Source organism: Reichenbachiella sp. 5M10 (genome assembly GCF_002742335.1).
Taxonomy (GTDB): Bacteria; Bacteroidota; Bacteroidia; order Cytophagales; family Cyclobacteriaceae; genus Reichenbachiella.
Genome location: NZ_MDGR01000007.1, coordinates 4,483,075 through 4,496,791, shown reverse-complemented (window position 1 = coordinate 4,496,791; position 13,717 = coordinate 4,483,075). Strand labels below are relative to the sequence as shown.

The window sequence follows — 13,717 nt, the reverse complement described above, 5'->3', positions numbered from 1 at the left end:
TTTTGCCTTGAATTTAAAACTAATAATTCAAATTTACAGTTATGTATTTCAAGATTCAGCCACTGGAAGCAACTAAAATATGGTCACGGTAAAAATTAATATGATAATTTTACCCCCCATCTGAAGATCAAGAGATCAGTATATGACACGAAACAAGACATTCATACTCCTCGTCATCCTACTCTCGGTAGTAGGCCTATGGTCGTTTTCGAATGACGACAGGTATTTCACAATGGTCAAAAACATTGACATCTTCTCGTCACTCTATGGGGAGGTCAATACCTACTATGTCGATGAAATCAACCCCAATACCTTGATCAAAACCAGCATAGACGCCATGTTGGAAAAACTAGACCCTTATACCGTCTACATACCCGAAGACGACATTGAGGATTTTCGTACCAATGCTACTGGGCAATATGGTGGAATCGGAATACTTTCGAATAAAATCAAAGACCGACACCTTATTCTCAATCTCTACGATGACTCTCCCGCTCAACTCACAGGACTCAAGATTGGAGATGAAATCATCAGCATCAACAACCGAAACATCAAAGGAATGAGTGATGACGAACTAGGCAAACTCATCAAAGGACAATCGGGTACGCACTTGACAGTTGGGGTTCTGCGTAACAACACTGAGCGCCTAGTCTATGAAGTAGACCGCCAAAGAATCACCATACCCAACATCGCCTACAAGACAATGCTGGATGAAAACATCGGCTACTTCAAACTGACGGAGTTTACTCGCAATGCCTCCGAAGACGTAGAGCAAGCAGTCCGTGACCTCAAAACGCAAGGGGCTACAGGTCTGGTTTTTGACCTCAGAGACAACCCTGGCGGGCTACTCAACGAAGCAGTTGAAATTTGTAACCTGTTCGTACCCAAGGGGTCAGATATCGTCGAGACTCGTGGCAAAACGCAGGCGCAAAGTCTCTCCTATCAAGCAAAAAAAGAAGCATTGGATCTCGAAATCCCTATTGCCGTACTGATCAACGAGGGGAGTGCCTCCGCTTCAGAGATTGTGTCAGGAGTGATGCAGGATTATGATCGAGGCATCATCGTTGGACAAAAATCCTTCGGCAAAGGTCTCGTCCAAGTCACGCGCCCACTATCCTACAACTCCCAACTCAAAGTCACTACCGCCAAATACTACATCCCAAGTGGGCGGTGCATCCAAGCTCTGGACTACCTCCATAAATCTGCAGACGGGCAAGCACAAGAAATTCCAGATTCTCTGAAAGAGGCATTTTTTACAACCAACAACCGAGTGGTATACGATGGAGGAGGAGTGGACCCAGACATCAAGATTACACCCAAGAAAGTCTCGGCCTATACCACCAACCTCACAACGGCAGGCTTGATATTTGACTATGCTACCAAATACTACTATTCACATGCCAGCCTGTCCTCTCCCACTGATTTTGAGCTCAGTGATAGCGAATACGCAGCATTCTCCAAATGGGTCAATGATCAACACTTCGAAACAACCTCCAACATCGAGGATGCCGTGGAGCTACTCAGTGAAGCAGCAAACGAAGACAAGGTCTATGCTCAACTCAGTACGGAGATCTCAGCCATCAGTACGGAGATCAAAAAACTTAAGGCCAACGGTTTGACCAATTTCAAAGCAGAAATCAAACGTAGGCTGGAACTCGAGATCATCCGAAGATACTACCTCAATGCTGGCCTGCTCGAAGCAACCTTACATAGTGATTCGGATGTCGTGACAGCCATGGAAACCCTCCATGACCCCAACAAATACAAGCAATTATTGAATAAATAGTCCCTCCAAATCCCATATATTGCGGGCTACTATTCTGCTGTATATGAAAGAATCTTTGGATCATGTAGTCCTACACTTCAGCAAAGACTCCTTGCTCTTGCTCAACATTTGCTTAGCCATCATCATGTTTGGCGTAGCGTTGGAATTGAAGTTTCAAAGCTTCAAACTACTCTTCAAAACACCTAAACCCATACTCATCGGGCTTTTGGCACAGCTCTTATTGTTGCCCGGACTGACCTATCTATTGGTAGTGATCACTCAACCCTCCCCCAGCATGGCACTCGGCATGATGCTCGTCGCTGCGTGTCCTGGAGGCAACGTCTCCAACTTCTACAGCTCCCTATCCAATGCCAACGTGGCCCTATCTGTCAGTTTGACAGCCATTACCTCTTTGGTCTCCTTCATCGTCACACCATTGAGCTTTACTTTTTGGGCTGGCCTCTACAACCCTACTGCAAATATCTTGGAGCAAGTACGACTTGATCTCGGAGAAGTCATCGTCACAGTCATCATCATTTTGGTGATTCCATTGATAGCTGGAATGACCTTTCGAAAGAAATACCCCCTCACCACCCAAAAAATCTACAAGCCAATCAAAAAACTCTCCATCGTACTGTTTGGTGGTTTCGTCATCTTTGCGCTCAAGGCCAACTTCGAATACTTCTTGGATTACATTTTCAACATTCTCTTCATCGTGCTTGCACACAATCTGATCGCATTAGCCACAGGCTACTCCTCAGCGAGACTCGGACGTCTCTCCGAGAAAAATTGCCGATCCATTACCATCGAGACGGGTATCCAAAACTCTGGACTCGCGCTAGTCATCATCTTCGAATACTTCAATGGACTAGGAGGTATGGCACTCATCGCTGCATGGTGGGGTGTATGGCATTTGATCTCTGGCGCGGTGATTTCATGGATATGGTCTCGCAAACCCGTTCAGGATGAGGGACTTTCGACAAGCTAATCACAAGATATCATAACAATTTTGAGAGTTTATCATTATACTTGTATCTACAGTTCAAGCTAAAAAGACGTGAAGACTGAATTCATCTGGTACAACCCCGCAGAAAAAGAATACCAATTCGGTAACAAGCAAGACTACATTGCCATCATCAAGAATAGCAATCAGTCTGAGAACTTTGTCATACTCGATAGCTTTGCAGACATCAATCATTCTTTTCGCGAAAAACTAATCTCTAGGTTACGATTCCTCAATTCGGTCCGTAGAAGTGACATCTTTGAGTTCATCTAGTCTGATCCCTCTTTTCCCCCACGAATAACCCCATTCATCTACAGATCTGGAGCACTAATCTACACTTCGGGTGCGTTGGTAGAACCGTCTTGTTTTTTCGGCCAATGGTCGAGGCTACCCCTCTATCGATCGAAGTATTTTTTACCCCTCATCATCTCCATCTATACTTGTACAAGCAAACATAATTTGTGTTTGTAGGCTTTCGAGCCACCTGACAAGATCCCCAGCTATTTGAACAGGAATGAACCAGGTAGTATGAATGAAACGAAGCACTTCCCTCACAGGAAGTGCTTTTTTTATTTGTTCATCAGAGAAGCAGCCTCCTTGGCAAAGTAAGTCAAGATGATTTTGGCTCCTGCACGTTTCATGCTCAGTAGCGACTCCATCATCGCCTGATCTCCGTCTATCCATCCCTTTTGTGCAGCGGCCTTTAGCATAGAGTACTCTCCTGACACATTGTATGCAGCGATCGGCAAATCAAAATTGTCTCGAAGCAATTTGATCACATCTAGATATGCCAAAGCAGGCTTGACCATCAAAAAATCAGCCCCTTCCTCTTCGTCCAACTCCGCCTCGATCATCGCTTCACGCAAATTTGCAGGGTCCATTTGGTAGGTTTTTTTATCTCCAGACTTGGGTGCTGAATCCAATGCATCTCTGAAAGGACCATAAAATGCACTCGCATACTTGGCCGTATAGGCCATGATTGACGTATGCTCAAAGCCATTGTCATCGAGTAAATCTCGAATATATTCGACACGTCCATCCATCATATCCGAGGGCCCAATGATGTCAATACCTGTTTCGGCTTGCGCCAAAGCCATAGACCCCAGTATCTCCAAAGACTCGTCGTTGAGGATCTCTCCGTCTTCATCTACCACGCCATCGTGACCATCCGTCGAATACGGGTCCATCGCCACATCTGTCATGATGCAAGCCTCCGGAAACTCATTCTTGATTTCTTCGAGTGCCTTGAGGTAAAAAAAATCTGGCTCGTAACTCTGACTAGCTTCCTTGTCTTTGTACTTGGCGTCTACAACAGGAAACACGTCAAATGCTTTTACTCCCAGATTCATGCACTCTTCGATCTCACGCTTCATGTGATCCAAGGACAATCGGTATATACCCGGCATAGAGTCAACTTCTACCTTTTTATTTTTGCCCTCGAGCAAAAACAAGGGTTGCATAAAATCCTTGGTTGACAATCTAGTTTCCTCTATCATTCCACGGATGACAGGAGATTTCCGGTTTCTTCTGGGTCTTCTTAGCATCAATCTATTTTTTTAGGCAAAAATATACAGAACCGAAAGATAACACCCCCCACTCCCAAACAATCCGCCAAACTGATCGTCCTCCGATCGACTATTGACAAGATTCCACCAGTCACAAAGCCTCTTTTACACGATTTTTCATTACCTTATAATAGATTAATCAAGAAAGACACATTCGGGGGAATGAAAAAGAAGCTGATCATACTGTCGTTGATGCTATTGCTGGTCCTTATAGCCAGAGTTCCTCTCCATGCCCAACAAATGGGCTTTGACCTTCCTGAGGGCACAAAAAAAATCCGCATCAACTTCGAAGTGCACAACAACCTCATCGTGCTACCGATCACCATCAATCACTTCATTCACACCAAATTCATCCTGGACACGGGTGTACAGTACCCCATCATCACCGAAAAAACACTCGCAGACCTCCTCGGCCTCAACTACATGCGACGCATCATCGTCCAAGGACCAGGAGAACAAGACTCCATCTCCGCCCTCGTCGCTACGGATGTCAGCCTCCTACTCCCCAATGGTGTCCACTCTGGAGACAACCAAGCCCTGCTCGTCCTAGAGGAGGACTACCTCAACCTCCGAGAGACCATGGGGGTAGAAATATACGGAATCATCGGGTACGACCTGTTCAGTCGATTCATCATCGAAATCAACTACGATGAAAACTACCTCGTACTCCATGAGCCCAAAAGGTTCAAAGCGAGAAAAAGATACAAAAAAATGGACATGACCGTCTACAACACCAAACCCTACGTCAACATCAAGGTCGAAAACAAACAAGGAGAAACCAGTAGACTCAACCTAATGATCGATACAGGAGCCAGCCACTCTCTACTCATCGACAACCCTGACGATCGATCCATTCTCCCCAGCACCAGCGTATCCTCCGTCATCGGTCGTGGCATAGGTGGTGACATAGAAGGGCACCTCGGTAGGGTCAGCAATGTCAAGGTGGGCAAATATGATTTTGATAATGCAATAGTCAGCTTCCCAATAGCTGGGGACTATGGCGCATCCATCAAAAGAGGCAGTCGACAAGGAACCATGGGTAGCGAGTTTCTATCCCGCTTCAATGTCATCTTTGACTACTTCTCTGGCACACTATACCTCAAAAAAAGCAAACACTACGCTCGTGAATTTGAGTATGACATGAGTGGTATGACGCTGATGGCGCACGGGACGAGTTTCAATAAGTTTAGAGTCAACGCTGTTCGTCACAATTCTCCTGCCTACCATGCTGGCGTCAAAGTCGGTGACATTATCGAATCCATCAACGGGTTTGATTTTCAAGACCTCATGCTATCAGGTGCGACCACCATGCTCCGACATAAAGAGGGCAAGAAAATAACCCTCCGAATCATCCGTGGAGAAGAGGATTTCAAAACCTCCTTCAAGCTCGAACGCTACATTTGATTCGGCGAAAATTCTCGATATACTTTTCCATCAAATTTTCCCATTTCAACAATACAAGCAATAAAACCGCCCAACTGGGCTTCTGATCAGAAAAACATCATCCAATCAAAATAGCGAAAATTTTATTTGATCTACTTTTGGCCAAATTATTTTGAAAGATATGCCAGACCAGGATCGCACCATATACACTCCCCAAAACCATATCCGAATTGTCACTGCCGCGTCGCTCTTCGACGGTCACGATGCAGCCATCAACATCATGCGTCGGATCATCCAGTCCACGGGAGTAGAAGTCATTCATCTGGGACACAATCGATCAGTCGATGAAATCGTCAATTGTGCCATCCAAGAAGACGTTCAAGCCATCGCTATTACCTCTTATCAAGGGGGGCATGTCGAATACTTCAAATACATGTATGACCTCTTGCGAGAAAAAGGAAGGCCCGAGATCAAGCTATTTGGTGGAGGTGGCGGCACGATATTACCCGCAGAAGTCCGCGAACTACATGACTATGGCATCAGCCGCATCTACTCTCCAGACGACGGACGGTCGATGGGACTTCAAGGAATGATCAATGACATGATCAAAGCCTGTGATTTTGCCATCGGAAACCCTCTCAATGGAGAGGTTGATCGACTCATGAGACGTGATATATTGGACGTGAGTCGCCTCATCACTGCCGTCGAGAATTTTCCAGAATTGGCACAAAACACCATCCCGCAGATACAAGCTGCCGCAAAACAATCTTCCGCTCCTGTACTAGGTATCACAGGAACAGGAGGCGCTGGCAAATCCTCGTTGGTCGATGAGCTCGTCCGAAGGTTCTTGATGGATTCTGACGACAAAACTATCGCTATCATCTCCGTCGACCCTTCCAAACGCAAAACTGGAGGCGCACTACTCGGGGACCGTATCCGAATGAACGCCATCGATCATCCCCGTGTCTACATGCGTTCACTCGCAACTCGCCAATCCAACCTCGCCCTATCCAAATACGTGCAAGAGGCCGTCAACATCGTCAAAGCTGCAGGCTTTGACCTCATCATCCTAGAAACGAGTGGTATTGGTCAGTCGGATACAGAGATCACCGACCACTCTGACCTCTCTCTCTATGTCATGACCCCAGAGTATGGCGCAGCTACACAGTTGGAAAAAATAGACATGCTGGATTTTGCAGATATCATCGCTCTCAACAAGTTTGACAAACGGGGCGCTCTCGATGCACTTCGAGACATCAAAAAACAATACCAGCGCAACCACCAACTTTGGGATACGCCCCACGAACAACTGCCCGTCTTTGGGACAATCGCTTCTCAATTCAACGACCCTGGGATGAACGCACTCTACGTGACCTTGATGCAAACCATCTCTGCCCGAAGCGGCTTGGACTTTCGTCCAAAGCTCAAACTCACACAAGGGACCTCCGAAAAAATCTACATCATCCCTCCCAAGCGCGTACGTTACCTCTCCGAAATCTCAGACAGCATACGTGAGTATGACCGATGGGTAGACCGGCAGAGTGCTATTGCTCAAAACCTCTACAGCATCCACAACACACAAATGCTGGGTGACGAATCATTGCACAACGAGCTAAGCAATCTGTATGAAAAAACAGCACTAGGTTTTGACCCTAGAAACCAGAAACTCATCGAAGAATGGCCAGAAAAGAAAGCCAACTACGCTGCAGACCACTACATCTACCACGTCCGTGGAAAAGAGATCAAAGTAGAAACCAAAACGGAAACACTCTCCCATAGTCGCATCCCCAAAGTGTCCCTGCCTCGCTACCAAGCCTGGGGCGATATACTGAAATGGTCACTGCAAGAAAATGTACCAGGAGAATTCCCCTTTACCTCTGGGGTATTTCCCTTCAAACGTCAGGGAGAAGACCCGACGCGAATGTTTGCCGGAGAAGGGGGACCAGAGCGAACCAACCGGCGCTTTCACTACGTCTCAAAGGGACTGCCAGCCGCACGGTTGTCCACGGCCTTTGACTCAGTCACACTCTATGGGGCAGACCCTGCCATCCGACCCGACATCTACGGCAAGATCGGCAATTCTGGCGTCAATGTCTGCTGTCTCGACGATGCGAAGAAACTCTATTCGGGTTTTGACTTGACCGCTCCCACGACCTCTGTATCCATGACCATCAACGGCCCAGCTGCGACGATCTGTGCCTTCTTCATGAATGCCGCAATCGATCAACAATGTGAACTCTACATCCGCGAAAAAGGCCTCCAAGCCGAAACCGAAAAGAAAATAGCAGCAAACTACGTAGACAAGCCACGACCAAGCTATCAAGGCCCACTCCCTGAGGGTAATGATGGGCTAGGCCTCATGCTCCTCGGAGTAACTGGAGATCAAGTACTCCCTGCAGACGTCTACGCAAAGATCAAAGCGGACACACTACACAAGATCCGAGGTACCGTCCAAGCGGACATCCTCAAAGAAGATCAAGCACAAAATACCTGTATATTCTCAACCGAATTCTCGCTACGCGTGATGGGAGATGTGCAGCAGTACTTTATCGACCAAAACATCCGCAACTTCTACTCTGTATCCATCTCTGGCTATCACATCGCCGAGGCGGGAGCCAACCCCATCACACAACTGGCACTGACGCTATCCAACGGCTTCACTTTTGTGGAATACTATGTATCTCGGGGCATGGATATCAACGATTTTGCTCCCAACCTATCGTTCTTTTTCTCCAACGGGATCGACCCTGAATATGCGGTCATAGGACGGGTCGCTCGACGCATTTGGGCGAAAGCCATGAAACTAAAATACAATGCCGACGAACGATCTCAAAAACTGAAGTACCACATCCAGACCAGTGGAAGGTCTCTGCACGCACAAGAGATTGACTTCAACGACATCCGAACGACATTGCAAGCTCTATATGCGCTCTATGACAACTGCAATTCGCTACACACCAATGCTTATGATGAAGCGATCACTACCCCGACCGAGGCCTCAGTCCGACGAGCCATGGCCATCCAGCTCATCATCAACCGCGAACTCGGGCTCGCCAAAAACGAAAATCCACTGCAGGGATCATTCATCATCGAAGAATTGACAGACTTGGTAGAAGAAGCCGTCTTGGCAGAATTTGATCGAATCACTGACCGAGGTGGCGTACTCGGTGCAATGGAAACCATGTATCAACGGAGCAAAATCCAAGAGGAAAGTCTACACTACGAGCACCTCAAACACTCCGGGGAATATCCAATCATCGGAGTAAATACTTTCCTCTCCTCTCAAGGCTCTCCTACAGTCACTCCTGGCGAAGTAATCCGTGCCACCCCGGAAGAAAAACAATACCAAATCCAAATGCTTGAAAACTTGCACCAACACAAATCCGAAATATCTACAGCCAGCTTGCAAAAACTCCAAGAAGTCGCCATCCAAAACGACAACCTCTACGAAATACTAATGGAAACTGTCAAACACTGTTCGCTCGGTCAGATCACGGATGCACTCTACAAAGTAGGAGGGCAGTACCGACGAAACATGTAGAATAGACCTTCCTACGAAAAAGGAGTAGGAAGGCGAAACCTACCAAAAATCACGCGCCTTTTTTCCATCTAAGCCTAGGATTCGTTCTATTTGCGCCCATCACACTGTCAATCGAACGTTGACAGCTCAATCAAGAAAACGATTCCTAACATGAAAAAGTACGATATATACGGCATAGGAAATGCCCTAGTGGATTTAGTATTCGAAGTAGAGGAGAAATTCCTCACCGACAATCAAGTCGAAAAAGGACTGATGACTCTCGTCGAAGAAGATCGACAAAAAGAACTCATTAGCCAAATCGACGTGAGCGAAAACATGATGAAAGGCGGTGGATCAGCAGCCAATACAGTCGTAGCGGCCAGTCAATTCGGTGGATCGTCCTACTACTCCTGCAAAGTATCCAACGATGAATTCGGGACTTTCTACCTCAAAGATTTGGCCGCCAATGGAGTCGATACCAAACTCACCGAAACGACCGCTCCTGCGGGGATCACTGGTCGATGCCTCGTGATGACCACTCCAGATGCTGAGCGCACGATGAATACTTTCCTCGGCATCACTTCGGATTTTTCTGTCGATGAGATTGACGAAGAAGCCATCAAAAATTCAACATACATCTACTCAGAAGGCTACCTAGTGCCCTCTCAATCAGGAAGAGATGCCATGAAAAAAGGCATGGAAATCGCTCGTGCCAACGGAGTGAAAGTCTCGTTGTCTTTTTCAGACCCAAGTATGGTCAAGTTTTTCAACGATGAAATGAAAGAAGTGGTAGGTGACGGAGTAGACCTGCTGTTTTGCAACGAAGAAGAAGCCATGCTGTATACTGCTACAGACAACCTCCTCGATGCCCGCGAAGCATTGAAAGCCATCGCAAAGAAGTTCGTGATCACATTGGGGCAAAATGGCGCAATGATTTTTGATGGAGACACCTTCGTGGATATCGAGCCTTACAAAGTTGAAGCCATAGACACCAACGGGGCAGGCGACATGTTTGCGGGTGCTTTCTTGTATGGCATCACGCATGGGCACAGTTTTGCCGAGTCAGGTAAGTTGGCCAGTCTAGCTGCCTCTAAAGTTGTGTCCCAATTTGGACCGAGACTAGAGACGGCTCAGGCCCAAGAAGTTTTGAAACACTTGATTTGAGAAACACAGGAGGCAAGAAGGAAGGTTTTTCTTGATTCTTGCCTCTTGATTCTTTAGGTCAACCGCTCACATAATTGTTGCTTCGAAGTTTAAACTGATATCATATATTTGTTCGAAATGATATTGGATCACGGTCATCATGACTGCAGAATTAAACTATAACAGATGAAACGATTATTAACCATGCTATTTCTCGCGCTCGGTGTGACTGCACTGGCGCAAAAGAAAATAACCGTAGAGGACTTTACTGAAAAGGGGACGTTCAGACAAGACTACCTCTCCAGTCTCAACTGGATGAACAATGGGCTGTACTACTCCGCCCTGGAGAACAACCAAATCCTCCGCTACAACGTCACCACAGGAGCCTCTGACTCAGTGATCATCGACGGCAATACCCTCAACATCAAAATTTCAGATTACGAATTCAGTAGAGACGAATCCAAAGTCCTTCTTTTGACTGAGAAATCCTCCATCTATCGTCGCTCATACACGGCAGAGTATTTCGTCTACTCGTTCGAAGGTAAAAACCTCCAAAAACTATCCGAAAAAGGGCGCCAATCCTACGCGACCTTCTCTCCGGACAATTCGATGGTAGCCTTCGTACGAGACAACAACCTGTTTTATGTCAAATTGGTCAACATGTCCGAATACGCCATCACCGATGACGGTGAGTTTGGCAGCATCATCAACGGTAGCACCGATTGGGTATACGAAGAAGAGCTCTACTTGACCAAGGCATTCAACTGGTCTCCAGACAGCAAGAAAATCTCGTTCTTCCGCTTTGACGAGAGCCAAGTCAAAGAATACAATCTACAATATTGGGACAATGGAGCAATCTACCCACGTGACTACCGGTACAAGTACCCCAAAGCAGGCGAAGACAATGCGGTCGTAGAGGTGTATATCCACCAGCTCGAAAGCAACAAGAACATAAAAGTAAAAACTGGAGAAGAGACCAACGTCTACTTCCCCAAAATGCAATGGACCCAAAACGCCAACACCCTGTCGCTCATGAAGCTCAACAGGCTGCAAAACCGTCTCGACATCTACCACGTAGATGCTCAATCTGGCGACATGAGTTTGATCCTAACAGACAAATCAAAGACCTACCTCGATGTGACTTATGCACACGAGCTTATCTATCTCAACAACGGCACGCAGTTTCTCTACTCGACCGAACGTGACGGCTACAAGCACTACTACCTCCACCGCATCGATGGACAAATGATCAACCCGATCACCAAAGGCAACTGGGAAGCGGAGACCTTCGTAGGGCTAGATCAGTCCTCCAAAAAACCTGTCCTATACTACCTCTCTACCGAAGGGTCGTCAATGGAACGTCACTTCTACAAGGTGGACTTGAGAGGTAAAGGCAAAACTAAGCTGAGTACAAAAGCTGGCATGAACAGTGTCGACATGAGCAAGGATTTCAAATACTACATCTCTTTCAACCACTCGGCAACTAGCCCACGTGAAATCACGCTGGTTTCTACCAAAAACAACAAACTGATCAAAGTACTCAAAGACAGCAAAAAACTGAAAGAGACTGTTGCAGCGTACGGTTTGAGTGAAAAAATCTACTTCCAAATCGATGGAGCAGACAGCAATCAACTCAACGCCTACATGCTACAGCCTGCAAACATGGATAGCACCAAGCAGTACCCCGTACTGATCTATCAGTACAGTGGTCCTGGCTCACAAAACGTAACCAACGGATGGTCTGGGGGACATTATTACTACCACCAGATGCTCGTCCAAAATGGGTACATCGTCGTATGTGTAGACACGCGTGGCACAGGTGGTCGTGGCGAGCGATTCAAGAAAATGACCTATATGAACCTCGGCAAGATGGAAGTTCAAGATCTAGTCGCCAGTGCCAAATACCTCGGCAAGATGAAATTCGTAGATGCAGAGCGCATCGGCCTATGGGGCTGGAGCTATGGAGGACACATGTCCTCTCTCTCCATGATGACTGGAGGAGGTGTCTTCAAGGCCGGTATCGCAGTAGCCCCTGTGACCAACTGGAGATTTTATGACACGATCTACACGGAGCGCTACATGAGGACTCCACAAGAAAACCCAGAAGGCTATGACAGCAATTCACCCAACACCTACGCACAGCAGCTGGAGGGCAACTTCCTACTCATCCACGGCACAGGAGATGACAATGTCCACTTTCAAAATGCCGTAGCACTGCAAGAGAAATTGATTCAAGCCAACAAACAATTTGATTCGTTTTACTATCCAGACAAAGCACACAGCTTGTATGGTGGCAAAACCAGAACACACTTATATACCATGATGGCCAACTGGATCATGGAGAATTTGTAGAATATATCCTACATTTGTAGTGCGAAAGCAATCCTTTGAAAGTCAAAGGATTGCTTTTTTTGTAGTACTCCAATGGATAGAAAATTTTTCATCATAGCCAACCCCTATGCTGGCGAGGGCCGTGCCCAGTCTGCACTCATGCAGCTCAAAAAGAGCTTGGATCAAAAGGGTTTTTATTATGCCCTATTTATCACTCCCAAAAGCGAAAACCTCTATGAATTCATCGAGGAGAATGTGTTCACCGACACAACAGATGTCGTGGTGATCGGGGGAGATGGCACCATCAATGCCACGCTCAATGCCATCCATGGCAAAAACATGGTGATTAGCTTTATTCCCGTAGGTACTGGAAATGATTTCGTCAAAACCATACCCATCGGTAGCAACCTCTCCCAGCAGATAGACACAATCCTAAACGGTCGAGAAAAACTAATCGATGTAGGCGAATGCAATGGACGGAAATTTATCAATGGCATAGGCATCGGTTTTGATGGGGAAATCGTCTACAAAACCCAGAATAGCAAAAGCTTTTTTACAGGACATTGGCGGTTTTTGATTCAAGTACTCAAAATCCTTGGCAACTACCGATCCAAGCATTTTGAAATCGAAATGGACGGGCAAAAACTCCATATGAAACTCATACTGATGGCCGTGCACAACGGGACCACATTTGGAGGCGGCTTCAAACTCAACCCAGATGCTATACTCGACGATGGCTTGCTCAATATCTGTACCATCGGTCGGATGCCTGCACTTAGACGCTTCCTCAAACTCCACCGCCTCAAAAGCGCCACACATGGCAAACTGCCAGAAGTTACTTTTTATCAAACCAAAAAACTAACCATCTACCCCAATGACCTCCTACTGGCACATATAGATGGCGAATGTTTTGGTTCTCCACCCTTTGAGATTCAGATCCTCAGTAGATCACAAAAAATCCGTATCAAAGCTTAATTTCTTTTTTTTTGAAATGAAAAGTAGGGTTT

The 13,717-nt window shown here is 46.5% G+C and carries 9 protein-coding genes; 8 read left to right on the top strand and 1 reads right to left on the bottom strand.

What is annotated here, in order from left to right; translation table 11 throughout:
* The first annotated feature begins 142 nt into the window (after nt 1-142).
* The 3 genes from BFP72_RS18350 (at nt 143) to BFP72_RS18340 (ending at nt 3,041) form a co-directional block, all read left to right on the top strand.
* Nucleotides 143-1,786: a S41 family peptidase gene (locus BFP72_RS18350; protein ID WP_099600532.1), complete on the top strand. Its 1,644-nt coding sequence runs from the start codon at nt 143-145 to the stop codon at nt 1,784-1,786.
* Nucleotides 1,787-1,829: 43 nt separating this feature from the next.
* Entirely contained in the window at nt 1,830-2,753 is a 924-nt protein-coding gene (locus tag BFP72_RS18345; RefSeq protein ID WP_099600531.1) for a bile acid:sodium symporter family protein, read from the top strand.
* Between the two features lie 69 nt (nt 2,754-2,822).
* On the top strand, nt 2,823-3,041 hold the full coding sequence (locus BFP72_RS18340; protein ID WP_099600530.1) for a hypothetical protein: 219 nt from the start codon (nt 2,823-2,825) through the stop codon (nt 3,039-3,041).
* 296 nt (nt 3,042-3,337) lie between these two features.
* Here the strand turns inward: BFP72_RS18340 and hemB are convergent, their stop codons facing one another.
* Nucleotides 3,338-4,312, bottom strand: a complete 975-nt coding sequence (gene hemB / locus BFP72_RS18335; protein ID WP_099600529.1) for a porphobilinogen synthase — start codon at nt 4,310-4,312, stop codon at nt 3,338-3,340.
* Nucleotides 4,313-4,495: 183 nt separating this feature from the next.
* Here hemB and BFP72_RS18330 point away from each other — a divergent pair, with 183 nt between their 5' ends.
* The 5 genes from BFP72_RS18330 to BFP72_RS18310 all read left to right on the top strand — a co-directional run bounded on the left by BFP72_RS18330 (nt 4,496) and on the right by BFP72_RS18310 (nt 13,685).
* On the top strand, nt 4,496-5,737 hold the full coding sequence (locus tag BFP72_RS18330) for an aspartyl protease family protein (protein WP_099600528.1): 1,242 nt from the start codon (nt 4,496-4,498) through the stop codon (nt 5,735-5,737).
* Between the two features lie 160 nt (nt 5,738-5,897).
* Nucleotides 5,898-9,257 (top strand): methylmalonyl-CoA mutase family protein, encoded by a 3,360-nt coding sequence (locus BFP72_RS18325; RefSeq protein ID WP_099600527.1) that lies wholly within the window; start codon nt 5,898-5,900, stop codon nt 9,255-9,257.
* 150 nt (nt 9,258-9,407) lie between these two features.
* Complete coding sequence (locus tag BFP72_RS18320; protein ID WP_099600526.1) at nt 9,408-10,400, top strand: adenosine kinase; 993 nt, start codon at nt 9,408-9,410, stop codon at nt 10,398-10,400.
* 165 nt (nt 10,401-10,565) lie between these two features.
* Complete coding sequence (locus BFP72_RS18315; RefSeq protein ID WP_099600525.1) at nt 10,566-12,731, top strand: S9 family peptidase; 2,166 nt, start codon at nt 10,566-10,568, stop codon at nt 12,729-12,731.
* Between the two features lie 72 nt (nt 12,732-12,803).
* A complete protein-coding gene (locus BFP72_RS18310; RefSeq protein WP_099600524.1) occupies nt 12,804-13,685 on the top strand; it encodes a diacylglycerol kinase family protein in 882 nt (293 codons plus the stop codon).
* Nucleotides 13,686-13,717: the final 32 nt, after the last annotated feature.